The 20077-nt window shown below is 69.9% G+C and carries 16 protein-coding genes; 6 read left to right on the forward strand and 10 right to left on the reverse strand.

Annotated elements, in window-relative coordinates; translation table 11 throughout:
* Window positions 1-457: 457 nt before the first annotated feature.
* From ACTIGN_RS31770 to ACTIGN_RS31795, 6 genes are all read left to right on the forward strand, one after another.
* Complete coding sequence (locus ACTIGN_RS31770) at window positions 458-2419, forward strand: 2-oxoacid:acceptor oxidoreductase subunit alpha (RefSeq protein ID WP_439631542.1); 1962 nt, start codon at window positions 458-460, stop codon at window positions 2417-2419.
* A 78-nt stretch (window positions 2420-2497) separates the two neighbouring features.
* Entirely contained in the window at window positions 2498-3541 is a 1044-nt protein-coding gene (locus ACTIGN_RS31775) for a 2-oxoacid:ferredoxin oxidoreductase subunit beta (protein ID WP_439631544.1), read from the forward strand.
* Window positions 3542-3658: 117 nt separating this feature from the next.
* Window positions 3659-4171 carry a CBS domain-containing protein gene (locus tag ACTIGN_RS31780; RefSeq protein WP_439631546.1) on the forward strand — a complete coding sequence of 171 codons (513 nt, stop codon included), beginning with the start codon at window positions 3659-3661 and terminating at the stop codon, window positions 4169-4171.
* 307 nt (window positions 4172-4478) lie between these two features.
* Window positions 4479-7007 carry a PSD1 and planctomycete cytochrome C domain-containing protein gene (locus ACTIGN_RS31785; RefSeq protein WP_439631547.1) on the forward strand — a complete coding sequence of 843 codons (2529 nt, stop codon included), beginning with the start codon at window positions 4479-4481 and terminating at the stop codon, window positions 7005-7007.
* 181 nt (window positions 7008-7188) lie between these two features.
* Window positions 7189-8616: a DUF1501 domain-containing protein gene (locus tag ACTIGN_RS31790; RefSeq protein ID WP_439631549.1), complete on the forward strand. Its 1428-nt coding sequence runs from the start codon at window positions 7189-7191 to the stop codon at window positions 8614-8616.
* A 131-nt stretch (window positions 8617-8747) separates the two neighbouring features.
* The gene (locus tag ACTIGN_RS31795; protein ID WP_439631550.1) at window positions 8748-9257 is read left to right on the forward strand and encodes a DUF1579 domain-containing protein; all 510 of its coding nucleotides are present in this window, start codon (window positions 8748-8750) and stop codon (window positions 9255-9257) included.
* Between the two features lie 154 nt (window positions 9258-9411).
* On the opposite strand, the gene ACTIGN_RS31800 is transcribed toward ACTIGN_RS31795, so the two are convergent.
* The 10 genes from ACTIGN_RS31800 to ACTIGN_RS31845 all read right to left on the reverse strand — a co-directional run bounded on the left by ACTIGN_RS31800 (window position 9412) and on the right by ACTIGN_RS31845 (window position 19940).
* A complete protein-coding gene (locus ACTIGN_RS31800; protein WP_439631552.1) occupies window positions 9412-10608 on the reverse strand; it encodes a hypothetical protein in 1197 nt (398 codons plus the stop codon).
* Between the two features lie 81 nt (window positions 10609-10689).
* Window positions 10690-11601, reverse strand: coding sequence for an aldo/keto reductase (locus ACTIGN_RS31805; protein ID WP_439631554.1), 912 nt, complete (start codon window positions 11599-11601; stop codon window positions 10690-10692).
* Between the two features lie 228 nt (window positions 11602-11829).
* Entirely contained in the window at window positions 11830-12942 is a 1113-nt protein-coding gene (locus ACTIGN_RS31810; protein WP_439631556.1) for a hypothetical protein, read from the reverse strand.
* 24 nt (window positions 12943-12966) lie between these two features.
* Window positions 12967-13740 carry a hypothetical protein gene (locus ACTIGN_RS31815; protein WP_439631558.1) on the reverse strand — a complete coding sequence of 258 codons (774 nt, stop codon included), beginning with the start codon at window positions 13738-13740 and terminating at the stop codon, window positions 12967-12969.
* Window positions 13737-14465, reverse strand: coding sequence for a hypothetical protein (locus tag ACTIGN_RS31820; protein ID WP_439631560.1), 729 nt, complete (start codon window positions 14463-14465; stop codon window positions 13737-13739). Before ACTIGN_RS31820 ends, ACTIGN_RS31815 begins: the two co-directional genes overlap by 4 nt.
* Window positions 14462-15106: an SHOCT domain-containing protein gene (locus ACTIGN_RS31825; protein WP_439631562.1), complete on the reverse strand. Its 645-nt coding sequence runs from the start codon at window positions 15104-15106 to the stop codon at window positions 14462-14464. The genes ACTIGN_RS31820 and ACTIGN_RS31825 overlap by 4 nt, the downstream gene beginning before the upstream one ends.
* Before the next feature lie 161 nt (window positions 15107-15267).
* A complete protein-coding gene (locus ACTIGN_RS31830) occupies window positions 15268-16554 on the reverse strand; it encodes a DUF1501 domain-containing protein (RefSeq protein WP_439631564.1) in 1287 nt (428 codons plus the stop codon).
* 141 nt (window positions 16555-16695) lie between these two features.
* Window positions 16696-17940 carry a hypothetical protein gene (locus tag ACTIGN_RS31835; protein ID WP_439631566.1) on the reverse strand — a complete coding sequence of 415 codons (1245 nt, stop codon included), beginning with the start codon at window positions 17938-17940 and terminating at the stop codon, window positions 16696-16698.
* Window positions 17941-17951: 11 nt separating this feature from the next.
* Window positions 17952-18974 (reverse strand): vWA domain-containing protein, encoded by a 1023-nt coding sequence (locus ACTIGN_RS31840; protein ID WP_439631568.1) that lies wholly within the window; start codon window positions 18972-18974, stop codon window positions 17952-17954.
* A gap of 33 nt (window positions 18975-19007) precedes the next feature.
* Window positions 19008-19940, reverse strand: a complete 933-nt coding sequence (locus ACTIGN_RS31845) for a VWA domain-containing protein (protein ID WP_439631570.1) — start codon at window positions 19938-19940, stop codon at window positions 19008-19010.
* Between the last annotated feature and the right edge of the window lie 137 nt (window positions 19941-20077).

Below are 20077 nucleotides of genomic sequence, written 5' to 3' on the forward strand. Positions count from 1 at the left end.
GTGTTGTGGCCCCCCGCCGGGCGCCCCCCGGCCGGGTCAGTCTCATTCCGATTACACCAGCAACCGAGACGCACACCTTGCGCGTGTGATGGTTCCGGAGCTGCGCGATTGGCTCCGGTTCCACTGGCCGATTCGGTAATGGCCCGCAACACCTCCACCGTCACGACATTGCGCCCATTCCAATCATCTTTCTTCCGGTCTTGTGTGGTTGATTCCGGACTTCAGGATGGTTCCGGGAGTGGGGTGTCCGTGTCGCCCGGAACCATCGCGCCCGCCCTCAACCGCCGGCCGCACTGCCCCGCAAGTGACGTTCTAAAGCCTGTCCAGATTCCGCCCTCGTCTGTACCCGGCCGCCGATTGCGGAGTAAGATGAACCGCTACCTCTGAGTCTCCCCATACAACCCCCGGGCCATCTCTCCTGGTCCGAAGGCACTTTCCCCTCCGAGGATCTGGTTTCATGAGTTCCGAACAAGGCTCTCTCGCCTCCCCCGCCGTGGGGCCCAACGGCAGCTCGAACGGGCACAAGCCCAAGCACGTCCGCGAACAGGTCGACGCGGTCACGATCCGGTTCGCCGGCGACTCGGGCGACGGCATGCAGCTCGCCGGCACGCAGTTCACGAACACCTCGGCCCTCGCCGGCAACGACATCGCGACGTTCCCCGACTTCCCCGCCGAGATCCGCGCCCCCGCGGGCACCCTCGCGGGCGTCTCCGGGTTCCAGGTCCACTTCAGCGCGTCCGACATCCACACCCCCGGCGACGCGCTCGACGCCCTCATCGTGATGAACCCCGCCGCCCTCAAGACCAACCTGAAGGACCTGAAGTCGGGCGGCATCCTGATCGCCAACACCGACAACTTCGGCGTCTCCGACCTCGACAAGGCCCGGTACAAGATCAGCCCGCTCGAGGACGGCAGCCTGGCCGGGTACCGCGTGGTCCGCACGCCGGTCGCCAAGCTCACCCGCGAGTCGGTCGCCGAGTTCAAGCTGAGCCCGAAGGAGGCCGACCGCTGCAAGAACTTCTTCGCGCTCGGGCTCGTGTACTGGCTGTACGAGCGGCCCCTCGACGTGACCCTGAAGTGGATCCGCGAGAAGTTCGCGAAGAACCCGCAGTATGTCGCCGCGAACACCGCCGCCCTCAAGGCCGGGTACAACTACGGCGAGACGGTCGAACTGCTCCCGGTCCAGTACCAGGTCGCCAAGGCGAAGATCTCCCCCGGCACGTACCGCAAGATCACCGGTAACGAGGCCGCGGTCCTCGGGTTCGCCACCGCCGCCCAGCAGGCCGGCAAGACGCTCGTGTACGGCAGCTACCCCATCACCCCCGCGAGCGGCATCCTCGAGGGGCTCGCCGAGCTGCGGCGGTTCGGGGTGAAGACGTTCCAGGCCGAGGACGAGATCGCCGCCATCGGCGTCGCCATCGGCGCGAGCTACGGCGGGGCCATCGGCATCACCGGCACCAGCGGCCCGGGGGTGTGCCTCAAGAGCGAGGCCATCAACCTCGCGGTCATGACCGAGCTCCCGCTCGTGATCGTGAACGTGCAGCGCGGCGGCCCGAGCACCGGCCTGCCCACCAAGACCGAGCAGTCCGACCTGCTCCAGTGCATGTTCGGCCGCAACGGCGACAGCCCGGTGGCCATCGTCGCCCCGCAGTCGCCGGTCGACTGCTTCGACATGGCGATCGAGGCGGTCCGCATCGCGGCCGAGTTCATGTGCCCGATCTTCTACCTGTCCGACGGGTACATCGCCAACGGCTCGGAGCCGTGGAAGCTCCCGCAGCTCGACAAGCTCCCGAAGATCGACATCAAGCACGCGACCGCGGCGAACAGCGCCGGGTGGACCGGCCCGGGGCACGAGAACGGCGACGACGAGGTGAAGAACAGCAAGGCCGGGACGTTCCTGCCGTACAAGAGGGACGAGAAGCTGGCCCGCCCGTGGGCGGTCCCCGGCACCCCGGGGCTCGAGCACCGCATCGGCGGCATCGAGAAGCAGGACGTGACCGGCAACATCAACTACGAGCCGGCCAACCACGAGCACATGACACGCACCCGGGCCCAGAAGATCGAGAACATCGCGCTGACGATCCCGGACCTCGAGGTGACCGGCGACGCCGACGCCGACCTGCTCGTCGTCGGGTGGGGCGGCACCTACGGGTCGATCACCACGGCCGTCGAGCGGGCGCGGAAGCGCGGGGAGCGGGTCGCCCAGGTCCACTTCCGGTACCTGAACCCGATGCCGAAGAACACCGAAGCGGTGCTGAAGCGGTTCAAGAAGATCCTGGTGCCCGAACTCAACAGCGGCCAACTGACGTGGCTCCTGCGGGCGAAGTACCTGGCCCCGGCCGAGGCGCTGAGCAAGGTGCAGGGCAAGCCGTTCCTGGTGTCCGAGATCGAGGCCGCCATCACGGCGCTGCTGACGTGACCGCGCCGGCCCACGCGTCGCGGCGTGCGGGCCTTGCCTCCCAGAACCCCACCCTCAACCTCTACCCACGACACACCAATGGCCGCCACGACCTCTCTGCCGACCCTCAAGCCCGACGACTTCAAGACCGACCAGGAAGTCCGCTGGTGCCCCGGGTGCGGCGACTACTCGATCCTCGCCCAGATGAAGAAGGCGCTCGCCTCGCTGGGCGTGCCCCGCGAGAAGATCGCGTTCGTCTCGGGCATCGGCTGCTCGAGCCGGTTCCCGTACTACATGAACACCTACGGGTTCCATACGATCCACGGCCGCGCGCCGACGTTCGCGACCGGGCTGCGGCTCGCCAACCCGGACCTGCAGGTGTGGGTCGTCACCGGCGACGGCGACGGCCTCTCCATCGGCGGCAACCACCTGGTCCACGCGCTGCGGCGGAACGTGGACATCAAGGTGCTGCTGTTCAACAACGAGATCTACGGGCTCACCAAGGGCCAGTACTCGCCCGCGAGCCGGCTCGGCACGCCGAGCAAGACGAGCCCCGGCGGGTCGTTCGAGACGCCGGTGAAGCCGCTGTCGCTGGCGCTGGCCGCCGAGGCGACGTTCGTGGCCCGCACCATCGACCTCGACGTGCAGCACATGGTCGCCACGTTCCAGAAGGCCGCGGCGCACAAGGGCAGCGCGTTCGTCGAGATCTACCAGAACTGCAAGATCTTCAACGACGGCGTGTTCGAGTACGCTACTGACAAGAGCGTGAAGTCGGACAACCTGCTGTACCTGGAGCACGGCAAGCCGCTCATCTTCGGCAAGGACAAGAACAAGGGCATCCGCCTCACCGGGGTGAAGCCCGAGGTGGTGACCGTCGGCAAGGACTGCCAGGTCGACGACCTGCTGACCCACGACGAGTCGAACGAGGACGCGACCCTCGCGTACCTGCTCAGCCGCCTCTCGCACGACACGGGCAAGGACGCGGTGAACCCGTTCCCCGAGCCGGTCGGCGTGTTCCGCAGCGTCCGCAAGCCGACCTACGAGGAGATCCTCGACGGCCGCATCAGCGACGCGGTCGCCAAGAAGGGCAAGGGCAAGCTCGAGGACCTGTTCAAGGCCGAGGACGTGTGGACGGTGTCCTGAGTGCGGGACGCGGACTTCGGAACGCGGAATTGAATACAACAACCCCGGCAGGAGGCGACTCCGGTCGGGGTTTTGGTGTTTCATTCCGCACTCCGCGTTCCGAACTCCGCACTTCCCATGCGCTGTCCCCTCTGTGAAACCGTGAACCCGCCCGGGGCCGACGCCTGCACGAAGTGCCTGGCCGCGCTCACGTCGCTCGACGGGCCCCTGGCCCAGGGGCCGCTCGAGGCCAACCTGCTCACCACGCCCGTCTCGGTCCTGGAGCCGCGGCCGCCGGTCACCGTGCCCGCAACGGGCACGCTCGGCGACGCGATCCGCCAGATGATCGACGTGCGGGTCGGTGCGGTCCTCGTCACCGGGCCCGGCGGCGACCTCGTCGGCATCCTCACCGAGCGCGACTTCCTCACGAAGGTGGCCGGGGTCGCGGGGTACGACCGGCTCCCCGTGTCGCAATTCATGACCCTAGGCCCCGAAACGGTGGAGCCGACCGACGCCCTCGCGGTCGCACTCGGGAAGATGGACGCGGGCGGCTACCGGCACCTCCCGGTCGTTCGGGACGGCAAGCCGGTGGGCGTCATCTCCGTCCGCGACGTGCTCCGGTACCTCACCACGCTCGGCTCGGAGATGTGACACCAAGGCCGGGTGATTCGACTCCGTTCTGAAGCCGGCCTCTGTGAGGCCGGAGCATGGCGAGTCCCAAAGCACCGGCCTCACAGAGGCCGGCTACAGTAATCAATCAACGCGCCTGGTATGATTCGTCGCGATCCGCTTGCGTCCGGCCCCGCCGTCGGGTGAGATGGAATCAGGCCCGCGGCGGCCGTGCGGCCGCCGTACAATTTCCCGCGGCCATCGCACAAGACGCCCCGCGTGCCGCGGGGGACAATCGCACCACTGCCCGCCTTTACCACCGTCCGTGACCGCCAGCCCCCTCCCCGCCATGCGTATCCTCCTCGCTTGCTTCTGTGCTGCGTTCACGAGCACCCCCGCGGGCGCGGCCGAGCCCGCGGCCGCCAAGGTGGACTTCAACCGCGAGGTGCGGCCGGTCCTCGCGACGCTGTGCTACCAGTGCCACGGGCCGGACGAGAAGGCCCGCAAGGCCAAGCTCCGGCTCGACGTCCGCGACGCCGCCGTGAAGGCCGGCGCGATCGTGCCGGGCAAGCCCGACGAGAGCGAACTCATCACCCGCGTGTGCTCGCCCGACGCCGAGCTGCGGATGCCGCCGGACTCGCTCAAGAAGCCGCCGCTGACGCCGGCCCAGGTCGCCACGCTGAAGCGGTGGGTCGCCGAGGGCGCGAGCTACGCCGAGCACTGGTCGTTCACGAAGGTGAGCACGCCCGCGGTGCCGAAGGTCGAGAACCCGCCCGCCCCCGTCCGCAACGCGATCGACGCCTTCGTCCTGTACAAGTTGCAGCAGGAGGGCGTGAAGCCCGCGGCCCAAGCCGACAAGGTAACCCTGATCCGCCGACTGCACTTTGACCTCACCGGGCTGCCCCCCACCCCCGAAGAGGTGCGGGCGTTCGTCGCGGACCCGGCCCCGGACGCCTACGAGAAGGTCGTGGAGAAGTTGCTGGCGTCGCCGCACCACGCCGAGCGGCTCGCGATGTGGTGGCTCGACCTCGTGCGGTACGCCGACTCGTGCGGGTACCACAGCGACAACCCGATCAACGTGTCGCCGTACCGCGACTACGTCATCCGCAGCTTCACCGCGAACAAGCCGTTCGACCAGTTCACCGTCGAGCAACTCGCCGGCGACCTGTTGCCAAACGCGACGCTCGAACAGCGGGTCGGGTCGGCGTACAACCGGCTGCTCCAGACCACCGAAGAGGGCGGCGCGCAGGCGAAGGAGTACATCGCGAAGTACGCCGCGGACCGCGTGCGGAACTACGGGCAGGTGTGGCTCGGCGGCACGATCATGTGCGCCGAGTGCCACGACCACAAGTTCGACCCGTACACCCAGGCCGACTTCTACGCGGTCGCCGCGTTCTTCGCCGACGTCCAAGAGCCGGCCGTCGGCAACCGCGGCCCCGGCACCCCGGTCCCCACGCCCGACCAGGAGGTGAAGCTCAAGGCGCTCGGCGAGGCGATCACCGCCGCCCAGGGCAAGCTCGCAGCGGCCGCGAAGGAGTACGCCGAGAAGCCCGAGTCGTTCGCCGACGTCGAGAAGTGGACGAGCCCGCCCGTCGGTAAGAAGGCCCCGGCGGTCGTCGCCGTGCCGGCCGATCTGAAGGCGGTGCTCGCCAAGAAGCCGGCCGAGCGCACCGCACCCGAGGTCGCCAAACTCGCGGCGTTCGCACAGACCAACGCGCCGGGGCTCAAGGCCGAGCGCGACGCGATCGCCGCCGCGACCAAGGCCCGCGACGACTTCGCGAAGTCGGTCCCGCACGTTCTGATGACGCAGAGCGGCGCGCCGCGAACCGTCCGCATCCTCCCCCGCGGCAACTGGCTCGACGACAGCGGCCCGGTGGTGCAGCCGAACACGCCCGGGTTCCTCCCGCCGCTTCCGGCACGCGACGGCAAGGCGCGGCCGTCGCGCCTCGACCTCGCGAAGTGGACGGTCGCCCCCGAGAACCCGCTGACCGCCCGCGTGACCGTGAACCGACTCTGGCGGCTCTTCTACGGGCACGGCATCGCCCGCTCGCTCGAAGAGTCCGGAACGCAGGGCCAACTGCCGACGCACCCGGAACTGCTCGAGTGCCTCGCGACCGAGTTCCAGCAGAAGTGGGACGTGCGCCACATGGTCCGCCTCATGGTCACGTCCTCGACGTACCGGCAGTCGTCGGCCGAGACGCCGGCGGTCCGCGAGCGCGACGTGGCGAACCGGCTGTTCGCGCGGCAGTCGCGGGGCCGGCTCGACGCGGAGTTCATCCGCGACTCGGCGCTGGCGATCAGCGGGCTCTTAAACCGCGAGGTCGGCGGGGCGAGTGTGAAGCCGTACCAGCCGCCGGGGTACTGGGCGGCGCTGAACTTCCCGGCCCGCGAGTGGCAGAAGGACGCCGGCGAGAAAGTGTACCGCCGCGGGATGTACACGCACTGGCAGCGGTCGTTCCCGCACCCGGCGATGGTGGCGTTCGACGCCCCGAGCCGCGAGGAGGCGGCGTGCGACCGGCCGCGGTCGAACATCCCGCAACAGGCCCTCGTGCTGCTGAACGACCCGGAGTTCGTCGAGGCGGCCCGCGTCTTCGGGCAGAAGGCGCTCGCCGAGGGCGGCAAGGACGACGCGACCCGCATCGCGTGGGCGTTCGAGCGCGCCACGAGCCGCAAGCCGACCGCACCGGAAGCCGCGGTTCTCGCGAAGGTGCTGGAGAAGCACCGGACCGACTTCGCCGCGAAGCCGGCCGAGGCGAAGGCGCTCGTGGCGATCGGCGACGCCCCGGCCCCGAAGGACGCGAAGCCCGAGGAACTCGCGGCGTGGACCAACGTGTGCCGCGTCATCCTGAACCTGCACGAGACCATCACGCGGCAGTGATACCGACTCGCGTGGATCAGTTGCTCTTGGTGGGGCAGGCATTCTTGCCTGCCTCCGAAGGCGTCCGGAGGCAGGCACGAATGCCTGCCCCACCAACAAAGAAACGAATCCCTGCGATTCGGTATGAGTCATTCCACTCAAGCCCCCGCGTCGCGACGCGGGGCTTTACCCGAGTAACACCATGACCCCCGACTTCCTCCGCGCCGTTCGCCTCCACCAGCGCCGCACGTTCCTCACGCACGCCTGCCGCGGGGTCGGGGCGGTCGCGCTCGGCTCGCTGTTCGGCACGTCACCCGCCTCCGCCGGCGAGGACAAGTGGCGGGGCGTGGTGACGAAGCCGCACGTTCCGCCGAAGGCCAAGCGCGTCATCTTCATCGTGCTGGCCGGCGGCGCGAGCCACCTGGAACTGTTCGACAACAAGCCCGAACTCGCGAAGCGGAACGGTCAGCCGTTCCCCGAGAGCATCAGCAAGGGTCAGCCGATCGCGCAACTCCAGGGCGCGAAGCTGACGTGCCTCGGGCCGCAGTGGGGGTTCAAGAAGCACGGCAAGAGCGGCCAGGAGATGAACGAACTGTTCACCCACCTGCCGGAAGTCGCCGACGACCTGTGCATCGTGCGGTCGCTGCACACGGAGGCGATCAACCACGACCCGGCGCACACGTTCATGAACACGGGCAGCAGCGTGTCGGGCCGGCCGAGCATGGGGTCGTGGCTCACCTACGGGTTGGGGGCCGAGGCCGACGACCTGCCCGGGTTCGTGGTGCTCACGTCGAGCCGCGGCGGGCAGATGCAGCCGATCGCGTCGCGGCAGTGGGCGGCCGGGTTCCTCCCCGGGCGGTTCCAGGGGGTCCACCTCCGCGGCCAGGGCGACCCGGTGCTGTACCTCGCCAGCCCCAAGGGCGTCGCGCAGGACCAGCAGAAGGACGTGATCGACGCCGTGAGCCAGTTGAACCAGATCCACAACGCCGCGATCGACGACCCCGAGGTCGCCACCCGCGTCGCGCAGTACGAACTCGCGTTCAAGATGCAGAGCAGCGTGCCGGCGCTCATGGACCTTAAGGGCGAGGACGCGAAGGTGCTGGAGAGCTACGGGGCGAAGGGGGCCGACGGGTCGTTCGCGGCGAACTGCCTGCTCGCCCGGCGGCTCGCGCAGAAGGGGGTGCGGTTCATCCAGCTCTACAACCGCGACTGGGACCACCACGGCGGCGTGAAGGACGGCATCAAGGGAAAGATTGAAGAAATCGACAAGCCGCTCGCGGCGCTCGTGAAGGACCTCAAGCGGCTCGGCATGTTCGACGACACGCTCATCGTGCTGACCGGCGAGTTCGGCCGCACCCCGATGTCGCAGGGCGGCAGCGGCCGCGACCACCACATGAAGGGGTTCTCGGTGGTGCTCGCGGGCGGCGGCATCAAGGGCGGGACGAGCTACGGCGCGACCGACGAGTTCGGGTACAACGCGGTCGAGAACGTGTTCCCGGTCCACGACCTGCACGCGACCATGCTGCACCTGCTCGGCATCGACCACGAGCGGCTCACGGTGCGGTTCCAGGGCCGCGACTACCGCCTCACCGACGTTCACGGCCGCGTCGTGAAGGAGATCCTCGCGTAACTTTCACGCGACCGACTCACAACTGAGCTACCGCCCCGCATACCCCTGCGGTACCCTTCCCCCGCTCGTGGCGTTGCAACGCCGCGGGCGGTTGCGTTCACGAATCGCCCGGTCCCCTGGAGATGCTCTCGATGAAGTTGCTCAGCACCTGCGCGGTCGTTCTGGCCCTCACCGCCCCGGTCCACGCCCAGTCGCCGGCCAAGCCCGGCCCCGAGCACGACGTGCTCAAGAAGATGGAGGGCAACTGGGACATGACGATGAAGTTCGGCGGGATGGAGGCGAAGGGCACGGTCGTCTACAAGATGGAACTCGGCGGCCTGTGGCTCGCGGGCGCGCTGGAGACGGAGCTGTTCGGGTCGAAGTTCTCGGGCCGCAGCCTCGACAGCTACGACGCCGCGAAGAAAAAGTACGTCGGCGTGTGGGTGGACAGCATGAGCGCGTCCACGATGGTGCTGGAGGGGACGTTCGACGCCGCGACCAAGACCCTCACGATGACCGGCGACGGCCCCGGCCAGGACGGCAAGCCGACGAAGCACAAGGCGGTGTCGGTGATGCCGGACGACGACACGATCAACTTCAGCATGTTCATGGGCGACACGAAGGAGCCGATGTTCACGATCGTCTACAAGCGGAAGAAGTAGCGGCTGTCCTGCGGAAGTACCGGCGAGATCCGTAGAAGTGGCTGGCGGGCCGCCACGGAGGGCGGCCCCTACCGGAGAGTGGCTCAGGGCCTGTTGGGGCCACCCTCCGTGGCGGCCCGCGTGAGGCGAACAACTCCAACCGAGCCGCTACCAATCACCGCTCGCCCGCGTCGGCGAGGAACTGGCGCACGGTCGCGGAGAGGCGGGCCGGGTCCATCGGGAGGTCGAGGAACGCGACGTCGCCCTCGCCGCCGTGCTGCACCTTCGGATCGGTCCCGGCCCGGTCCGCGAAATAGCCCCGGACCTTCCCGGCGGTCTCCGGGTCGACGCACTTCACGATGACCCACAACCGCGGGCGCTCGCCGAGCGTGAGCGCCGCGATCCCGGCCCGCCCCTGGGCCAGTACCGGCAGCCATTCTTTACGTTGCAGGAACTGGCCGACCACCATCTGCACGGCCGGTTTCTCGGACCACTGCTCGCCCGCGGTCGCGACCCACGCGGCGGCGTCGGCCGGAACCTGCGTCGCGAGCCGGCGTGCGAGGTCGGCTGTGAAGTGCGTGCCGCCCGGCCCGCGGCGCTCGGCCACGGCCGCAAGGTCCTTCTTCGCGTCGAACCCGAGCACGTACACCGTCGGCGACACGCGCGCCATCGTCAGCGGCAGCCTGGCGAACTCGACGGCGAACCGGTCGTGCTCGCCGGGTTGCGGCTTGGCCTTGAGTGCGGCGAGGAACGCTTCCTCGTCGTCGAGCGGGCGGCGCAGCACGAGCGCCAGCGCGAGTCGGATCTCGAACGCCGCGTCGCCGAGGCTGGTGCCGCCCGCGATGTGGTCGAACTGGCCGAGCGTCAGACCGGCAGCCGTGAGGCTGTCGAGCACCTGCGCCGGAACCCCGGCCTGAATCACGAGGCCGCGCGGGTCCTGGTTGGTCTGCCGGGCGTAGGCGACGATCGCCCCGGGTTGGACCGCGAACACGACGTTGGTGTCGGCCGGGAGGTACCCGAGCCCCTCGAGCTCGGCGGGCGGGAGTACGGCCCCTTCGGGCCGCAGCGCCGCAGGGTTGGTCTTCGCCTTGTCGCCGCGGTTCCGCACGACCCAGAGCGACACGCCGAGGCCGACGCACGCGGCGAGCAGCGCCAGCACGACCGCCCGCGGGAACGCGGACTTCCGCTTCGCGGGTGAGGGCGGTTGAACTTGCGGGGCGGCACCTGGGGTCGAGGGAGCACCGGCGACGTCCTGCCACGCCCGCACGGGGAACTCGTCGCCGCACCGCGGGCACGCGGCCCGCCGGTTCGCCGGCAGATCGGGCAGCGTGACCTCGGTGTTGCACGACGGACAGGACAGCCGCACCGCCATGTGGAGCCCTCGGCGAGCGGGGGCCGTGGGTCCCCCGGTTGGTCACGGTTTACCGGGGACTCACGGCCCCGCTCGCCCACATTATTCCGCGAAGCCGTGCTGGCGGCGGTGGTACGGGCCGTCGAAGTTCTGCGTGGACTTCGACCACTCGTACCGGCCGTCGGTCGCGACCGGCTTCACGCGGGCCAGGAGCGCGTCGGCCTCGTCCTTCGCCATCGGCTTGAAATCGCGGGCGACGGCCACGTCCTGCATCAGCACCTTCATCGAGTCGATGCCGACCACCAGGCTCGCGATGTCCTGCGAGAGCGCGAAGCGGATGCACTCCTCGGCGGTCGCGACGCCGCCCGACACGATCCGCCCGCCGACTTCGAGGTTCCCGCCGCCGAGGCTCTTCATGCCGATCGCGGCGATGTTCCGGGCCTTCAACTCGGGCAGCAGTTCGTGGATGCTGCTCCGGTAGAAGTAGTCGCACACGTTCACGGGGAGCTGGCAGGTGTCCCAGGCGTGGACCGGGATCATCTTCTTGAAGATGTCCGGGTGCTTGTGCCCGGTGAACCCGATGAACCGCACCTTCCCGGCCTTCTGCGCCTCCAGCGCCGCGGCGAGTGCACCGCGCTCGACGATCCACTCGGGGTCGTTGTCGTAGTTGATCTCGTGGAACTGCCACAGGTCGATGACGTCGGTGCGGAGCCGGCGGAGGCTGTCTTCGAGGTGCTGGCGGCTCGTGGCGGCGTCGCGGCCGCAGTTCTTCGTCATCAGGAACACCTTCTGCCGCCGGCCAGCGGTGGCCAGCGCGTTCCCCATGACCTCCTCGCTGCGGCCCTCGTGGTAGTCCCAGGCGTTGTCGAAGAACGTGACGCCGGCGTCGATCGCGGCGTGCACCATCGTCTCGGCGTCGGCGTCGATCGCCGGCTGCCCGATGTGCCAGCCGCCGAGGCACAGGACCGAGACGCGCACGCCGGTCTTGCCGAGCGGCCGCGTGGGGATCGACATGGGAACTCCGGGAGTGGGAGCGTCGGAAGAGAGTTATCCGCAGATTACGCAGATGGACACAGATTATGAAACAGAGGACAGAGGACAGAGGACAGAGGACAGAGGACAGAGGACAGAGGACAGAGGACCATAACTCGGGTTTTCATCTGATCTCTGACTTCTGTCCTCTGATGTCTGAAAATCTGCGTCCATCTGCGGAATCTGTGGATCAATCTCTTCTCTGCGAAGTTATGCCAGCCGGTCGTCGCCGAGGTCGAGCGGGAAGCCGAGGTCGAGGTCCTCGAGGCGGGTGCGGCGGCGCGGCTTGGGCTTCTTCCCGGCGGGCTTCTCGGGCGCGAGCGACTCGTACCGCTGGAGGATCGTCTCGATTACCCAGCACCCGCGGACGTGCGGGACCGGTTCCTTCGCGGTGTGCAGCTCCGTTCCGCGGCAGTGCCGCAGCACCGTCTCCTCGTCGCAGTCGGCGTCGAGCAGCGCGTCGGCGAGGATCGGCAGGCGGTCGAACGCGCGGTCGTCGAAGATGCCCTGCGCGAGTTGGACCACCGTGGACGTCCGCCACGCGGGTTCGAACCGCGGCGGGGTGAACGGGTTGCCGACGATCTCGCGGAGGTGCTGCGCCAGGAGCTTGCGGGCGGCCCGGTCCCGCTTCTCGTCGAGGTCGTAGTCGCCGCCCCGCTGGCGGGCGCCCTCCTCGACCTTTCGGACCTCTTCGAGCGCGATCGACTCGAACAGCCGCTTGTTCTTCGCGCCGGCGGCCTCGTCGGCGATCTCGTCGCCCCTCGCCTTCATCCGGATGGCGTTGTTCGCGGCCCGGTTCGCGTTGGTCCGCGTCTCGGCGGCCTCGTCCACCCGCTGCCGGGCCAGTGCGAACATCTCCTCGTTCGGCTCCAGGAACAGCACGCGGACCGCTTGCACCCCCTCGGTCAGGGCGTTGGCGATCCACTCGATGGCGTTGCGGGCGCTGCGGCTGGCGGCCTGGAACAGCGGGAACGCCGGGGCGATCTGGTTGGGCCGCGACAGCACCGGGGCGTCGAGGTCGGCCGCGTCCGGGTCGCACGACCGCACGATCTCCCGCTGCGCCAGTTCGGCCACGGTGACGGCCTTGAGCGTGGCCGCGTCGATCTTCGCGATCCACTCGGTGCGGGCGGCCGCGGGGAGCGGGTGCGCCGACCGCTCGGCGAAGTCGATCGCGTCGCGAAGCACGCCCTCGGGGAACAGGTCCCAGAGGCGGCGCACGGCGGCGGACGACAGCAGCACCCACTGCCGGGGCGACAGCCGCTCGGAGGCGAACTCCAGCATGGCCTCGCCATCGACGCCGGTGAGCCACTTCGTTTCGTTCATTGGAAGCCCCGCACGCGCGACGCACTACCCGCGGCCCAGCACCAGGTCCACGACCCAGTTCCCGCGGACGTGGACGCCCCCGGGCTCTCGACAGCATTGTAGTAACGTAACGTCGTCGCACCCGGCGTCTTCGAGCGCGTCTGCCAGAATCGGAACGATCGATAAGTCGCCGGACTCGTCCATCTGCCGCGACAGCGCGACGACCGTTGACGTGAGCCACGCCGTGTCGAACCGCGGTGCGTAGTTGGGCGGCGGGAAGATGTCGCGCACGTAGTGCGCCTGCGTCGCGCGGGCCTCGTTGTACACCCCGGTCCACGCGGCGTGCCACGCACTCGTTTTGAGAGTGTGACGGAGCGGCGCGGGACCAGTGGCCCGTGTCGCGAGGGACTTGGCGGCGCTGCGTGCGGCTTCCATCGGGTCGTAGAGTGTGGTGCTGTCGTGTCCCCGCATGAATCGGCCGGCCTCGTACGCTCCGGCCGACGCCCACCCGGCCGCGTTGAACGCGAGTTGTTGAAAGGTGACCGCCCCATAGTCGAGCCGCAACCTTACGGTCGGCAACTCAGCCGCGTTGATCTCAGACCCGGCGACCCGCTCCGACATCAGGACGGCGCTGCGGGCGTCGGTCGGGAGGACGTCCCACACCATCCGCGCCGCGGCACACGCGAACAGCCGTTGCCGTGCAGCGACATCGTAGCGGAGCCGTTGACCCACGTTTCCGAACGCCGCGAACCATTCGTCATGGACCGCCCGCACGAGGGGGTCGGGGTTCGTCGCGGCGAACCACTGCTCGCGGGTCATGCGCGCCCCTTGCGCTTGCGGGCGGGGGCGCTCTCGGCCGTTGCGGCGAGGATCAGGTCGAGCACCCAGCACCCGCGAACGTGGGTCTGCTTCGGGTCGCGGCAGTGGGTCAGCATGTCGGCGTCCTCGCACCCGGCGTCCTGGAGCGCGTCGGCCAGGATCGGCATCGCGGTGAAGTCCTCCGATTCGTGCGCGAGCCGGGCGAGCGACACCACCGTGCCCGTGAGCCACGCGGGGTCGAGCGCGACGGGCCGGAACGGGTTGCCGATCACCTCGCGGACGAGCGCCGCCTGTGCCTTCGACTCCTTCTTCGGGTTACGGTCCTCGGTGACCCCAACGGCGATGTCGTGCAGGCAACTGAACACGAGGTACTCGAAGTCCTCATTGAGCCGCCGCATGGTGCTGACCGGCTCGGCGGCGGCGACGAGGCCGAACGCCAGCCCGCGGTCCGGGCCGTTGTCGGTCGCGGAGGCGTGGCGTTCGATCTTCCGGTACGCGGCCGTCAGGTGCGGGCCGGTGAACGGCGCGTCGGGGGTCCGGGGGTCGGCGTAGTGGGACACGAGGAGGTCGAGGATCGGCCGCACGTCGGGGTGGGCGAGCGGCCCGGGGTGCCGGCGGCACGCGGCGAGCATCAGGAGCCGCGCCTTCCGCTCGGTGAGTCGGTCGCCATAGAACCGGTTCATCGCCTCGGCATCCCGACTGCGGAGCCACTGCTTTTCCGTCATGTAGTGCGCCTCCGACGGCTCCGCTTCTTCTTGACCGGCGGCCCCTGCGGGCGGCCCAGCACGAGATCGACCACCCAGCACCCGCGGACGTGCAGTTGCCCCGTGTCCTGACAGTGCCGCACGATCACCGCGTCGCCGCACCCGGCGTCCTGCAGCGCGTCGGCGAGGATCGGCATCGCGCCGAAGTCCCGCGAGTCGTACATCCCCTGCGCCAGCGCGACCGCCGTGGACGTCCGCCACGACGGGTCGAACTCGGGGAGCGGCCCGGGGCCGATCAGGTCCGTCAGGACACGGAAGCGCGGGAGCACGAGGTCGTACTGGTGGTCGCCGGGTTCGTAGGAGCGGTTCGCGGCGATCACAAGGTCGCGCCACGTCGTTGCGAGGTTCTCGGAGTCGCGCAGCGCGAGGTCGAAGTCGCCGCTCACGCCGGTGAGCCGGGGCCGGCGGCCGCGGTGGAACGGGGCCTGGGCCTGGGTGAACTCCTCGGCGGTGATCTCGCCGTCGGCGTACCGCTCGGCGAGGTCGAGGAACGCGAGCCACTTCTTGGCGGCCCGCGGCGGGAAGTGCGTGCGGGCGCACCCGCAGGCGTGGAGCCGCCACTTGCGGACGTCGCCGCGGGCGGCCACCGGCGACCACACCATCACTCCGTCGTCCGGGGGAGCGTGCTCCGCCACAAGGGGACCCGTGTCGGCCTGAGAGGTTCGGGGGACGGGCGCATTATACCAAACGAAAACCGGAGGCGGGTGCCTCCGGTTCGTGCGGGCAAACCTCCGGTCGCTGACGCTCTCGGCTCGCCAAAAGATCAGAGCAGTTCGCTGACCGGCTCGCGGTCGTCGAGGATGTACATCGGGCGGCCGGAGCCGTTCGGGAACGTGTAGCCGGCGTCGATCCCCATCGCCTGGTAGACGGTGCTGAGCAGTTGCGGCACCCGGTACGGGCGGTCCTTGGGGTACTCGCCGCGGGCCGAGCTGGCCCCGATCGCCTGCCCCATCTTTAGCCCGCCGCCGGCGACCAGCGCCGACATCACCGGGGACCAGTGGTCGCGACCGGCGTTCTGGTTGTTGATCTTCGGGGTGCGGCCGAACTCGCCCCACACCACGGTCACCACGTCGTCGGCCAGGCCGCGGTCGTGCAGGTCCTCGATCAGGCTGGCGATGCCGCGGTCGAACTGCGGGAGCTGCGTGCGGAGCTGCTTGAAGTTCCCCTCGTGCGTGTCCCACCCGCCGAAGCTCAGCGTGACGCACCCGACGCCGGCCTCAACGAGCCGCCGGGCGGTCAGGAACTGCTCGACGCCCTTGTACCGGTCGCGCGTCTTCGGGTCCTCGTTCTTCAGGTCGAGCGCCCTGCGGACGGTGCCCGAGGCGATCATGTCGAACGCCCGGCCGGCGAACGTGTCCATCCCCTTCATGGTGCCGCTGGCGTCGATGTCGCGGCGGATCGTGTCGAACTGGCCGAGGAGGTTCTTGCGGTCGTCCATCCGGTCGACCTGGATGCCGCTCGCGAGCCGCAGGTTCTCGATGCCGGGGCCGCTCGGGCTGAACGGCCGGTGCGACACGCCGAGGAACCCGGGCTCGAGGCCGGGGCTGCCGCTGCCGCGGAGGCTCACGAACGGGGGCACGTCGTTGCCCGCCCCGCTGCGGAGCTTCGACACCACCGACCCGAAGCACGGGTGCCCCTGGGTGCGGTTCACGTTCTCGCTGAACCCGGTGCTCACGAGCGAGTCGGAGTGCTCGTCGACCGCCACGAGGGACCGGACGACGGAGAACTTGTCCCACATGCGGGCCTGGAGCGGCATGTGCTCGCAGATCTGGACGCCGGGCACGTTGGTCGCGATCGGCTTGAACTCGCCGCGGAACTCCACCGGCGCTTCGGGCTTCATGTCGTACATGTCGATGTGCGACGGCCCGCCCGGCAGGTAAATCATGATCGCCGCCTTGTTCGACGACGGCTTCGTGGTCGGGTTCTGGCCGGCCCGGGCGCGGAGGACGTCGGCGAGGGTGACGCCGGCCCCGAGCGCGCCGATCTTCATGAAGTTGCGGCGGGACACGCCGTCGCAGTACCGTTGCTTGTCGCCGAGAATGGTGAGCATGATGGGCTCCGTTGCGGAGTGGGGCAGGCGGGAACCGAGGCGGGTGGGTCGAGGCGGGTAGCGTCCGGCGGGCTCAACTGAGCAGATATTAGCCGCGCCTAACGGGCGTCGCAACCGGAAAGTTCCGAAAGTGCACCCCGGCTAGGGCTTCTTGCGGCGGGGCCTCGATTTGGGAATGTCGCCGAAGATCGACTTCACCGTCCCCGGCGGCGGTGGGGGCTCCTCCAGGGGCTCAGCGAACGGGAGGCCCGCGTTGTCTGGTTGCGCGGGCCGGGGTGCCGGGGCCGGCGCCCCCGTGAACAGTGCGGACGGCAGAACATTTTTCCGGGTCTTCCGCCGGGTCTCGTAAGCCTGCACGCTCGCCTTCAACTTCCCGACGGCACGAAACAGTGCCTTGTGTTGGCGCTTCTCCGCCGTCGGCATCGCCCCGGCCTGGCCGACGAGCGCCTTCACCTCGGCGACGGTGTCCGCCGTCGGTACGGCGACCGGTCGGGCGCCGCCCGCCGCGGCCCCGCCCGCCGCCAGTTGTTGCACGGCCTTGAGAACCGCGGCGTACAGCGCGGCCTGCGACGCCACTTGCTGTTGCATCTCGTCCCGCAGCGCCCGCACGTCGTCCCGGGTCTGGCGGGCGGCGGTGTGCGTCTCCTCGATCAGTTCGAGGGCGGACCCGAGGAGCCCCTCGAGGCGGTCGCCCTGCTCCGTCAGCGCGAGGTGGAGCCCGTCGAACCCGGCCGCCTGCTGCTCGGTGAGTTCGTCCAGTTTGTGGAACTGCAACTCGGCGGTGAGGGCGGGATCGGCCAGCACCGCGAGCCGGAAGAAGTGCTCGACGGCGATCACGATGAGCGGGCGGCCCCCCGGCGGCCGCAGCGCCACGAGGCGGCCGAGGTTCTCGTACCCCTGCGCGTGCAGGTCGGCGGCGACCCGGCCGAGCGCGGCGAACTCGGCGTCGAGCACCGCCTTCGGGTCCTCGAACCGGGCCAGCGCCCGGGCCTGGGCCTGGAGCGCCCCGGTGTCGGTGATCTCCTCTCCGGGGAGGAGCCCGGCCCCGCGGGCGGCCCGCAACTCCGCGAGGCACGCCCGCCGGAACGCGGCGTCGGCCCCGGCGAGTGGCTCGGGCGCGACCGCCTCGAGGAACGCCTGCACCTGGCCGCGGAACCCGGTCTGGTCGCCCGACGCCACGGCCCGCTTCGCGCGGTCCCACCACGACGCCCCCGCGAGCGCGATCTCGACGGCCGTCCAGGCCTGCGCGTTGGCCGCCTTGAGGGTGTCGAGGAGCCGGGTGCTGTGGTCGGTGTACCGGTCGGCCAGCGCGTTCAGGGCCGCGTCCGAGCCCGGTCCGGCGACCTGGCGGAGCGCGATCGCCGACAACCGGAGCAGGACGAGCATCGGCGCACTCCTCACCGCAGGGGCTGACGGACCCGCTGGTCCTCGATCTCGAGTTCGAACCACGCCGCCGCCGCCGGGAGCCGGAACGTCACCCGGGCCGGCATGCCGTCGAGGAACTGCTTGACCACCGTGCCGGACGGGTCGAGGAGCGCGGCCCGCGGCGCGACGATCTGGTTCTCGTCCACCACCTCAGCGAAGATGTCCAGCAGCCCCCGCATCTCGGCCGCGATCTTGTGGTCCCAGACGTCCACGTCGGTGCCGGTGTCGAGGTCGTCCAGCTCCTCCATCTGCCGCTCGTCCACCTCGTCGCCGACCCCGATCAGCACGCACTTCACCGGGTTCCGCCGCCCGGCCGCGATCTCCCGGGCGAGGTGAACGGTGAACCGCTTCACGGCGTCGAGGTCGGAGAGGCGGCCGTCGGTCACGAACAGGTACATCCCCCGGGCCGCGGCGGCGAACCGGGCGGTGAAGTACTCGACGGCCGGGAGCAGGTGCGTCGCGGTGCCGAACCGGGCCCGCACCGGCCCGCGGAGCTCGAGCCCCTTGCACTGCTCCGCGGTGAAGTCGCCGACCGCCTCGACGCCCCGGCCGTCGCCGCACGCCCAGTACACGACCGTGGTCCCGCCGTCGGCGTCGAGGTTCCCGGCGAGGTACGAGACGAACTCGCGGGCGCGGGGCTCGACGACGTTCTCGGACGGCTTCACGAACCCGCGGCGGACGGCGTCCTCGCGGCCCGGGGTGGTGAGCTTGGTGGCCCGGTTCCCGTCCTCGGCGCGGTCGACCGCCCAGCCCTTCTCGCGGTACTCGGCGAGGACCGCCGGGGGCACCGTGCCGACGAGCTGCCGGCCGAACGCCTTCTGCATCGACGCGCTGGCGTCGAGGGCCACGCCGGTCTGCCAGCCCTCGGCGCCGGCCCCCTGCGGCTCCATCGCGACCGTGAAGGTGACCTCGAGTTCGGCCCCGACCGGGCGCACGTTCACCTCGCCGAACTCCTGGGCGACGAGGTTGCTCGGGAGCTGTTGACTCTCGGCCACGGGCGGGCTCCTGGGGGACGAGTAGGGCGGGGGTCAGAGGCGGTCCAGCGCCTCGGTGAGGTCCTGCGTCACCCGGCCGTCGGGGAACGCGAGGGTGAACGCCGCGGAGCCCGCGGGGAGGCGGAACCGGATGCGGGCCGGGAGGCCGTCGGCGTAGTCCCGCACCACCCGCCCGGAGGGGTCGAGCACCTTCCCCCAGTCGGTGACCGTGACCTGGTCGTCCACGACCTCGGCGAAGATCTCGTTCAGTGACCGCATCTCGCTGGCGAGCTTGTGGTCCCACAGGTCGATGGGGCCCCCCTTCGGGTCGCGGAGGTCGGAGCCCTCGAACATGTCGTCGAGTTCCTCCATCTGCCCCTCGTCCACCTCCTCGCCGACCCCGAGCAGCACGAGCTTCACGAAGTTCCGCTCCCCCCGGGCCACCTTGCGGGCGAACTCCAGGCAGTACGCCTTGACCTCGTCGAGGTCCTCGACGACCCCGTCGGTGACGAACACGGCGATCGCCCAGCGGGCCTCGCGGAACACCTGGTCGACGAAGTAGCGGACCGGGGGGAGCAGCTTCGTCTGCCGGCCCCACTGCTTCGGGCCGCGGACCGGGAGCGCGTCGGCCCCGGCCGCGGAGCACGCGCCGAGGGGCTCGATCGCCGAGCCGTCCGGGCTGCACGCCCAGTAGATCACGTGGGCCCTGCCGTCGCCGGCGAACCGGGCCAGGTGCCCGGCCATCATCCGGGCCACGGGCTCGACCACGTTGTTCGCCGCGCTCGCCTTGCGGAACAGTGGGCTGACGACCGCGTTGGCCCCGTACATCTTCTGCATGGACGCCGAGCCGTCGAGCGCGAGCCCGGTCCGCGCGCCCTCGATGTCCGGCTCCATCAGGATCGTCGCGACGACTTCGAGGGCGCCGTCGGGCCGGCGGTAGACGTTCACCTCTCCGAACGGCTCGACCGGTTGTGTAAGTTGAGCCATCAGCGGGGACCCCCGGATCAAGTGGTCGTATTCTGACACGAACCGGTCGGTCACGCAAGAACCGTAGCGTCACGGGGGGCGAGCGGGGTATGCGTCGCGAAAGTTGGTGGGAACTGTGTTCAGTTCGGTGTAGCTTT

This window comes from Gemmata sp. (genome assembly GCF_051859125.1).
GTDB lineage: Bacteria > Planctomycetota > Planctomycetia > Gemmatales > Gemmataceae > Gemmata.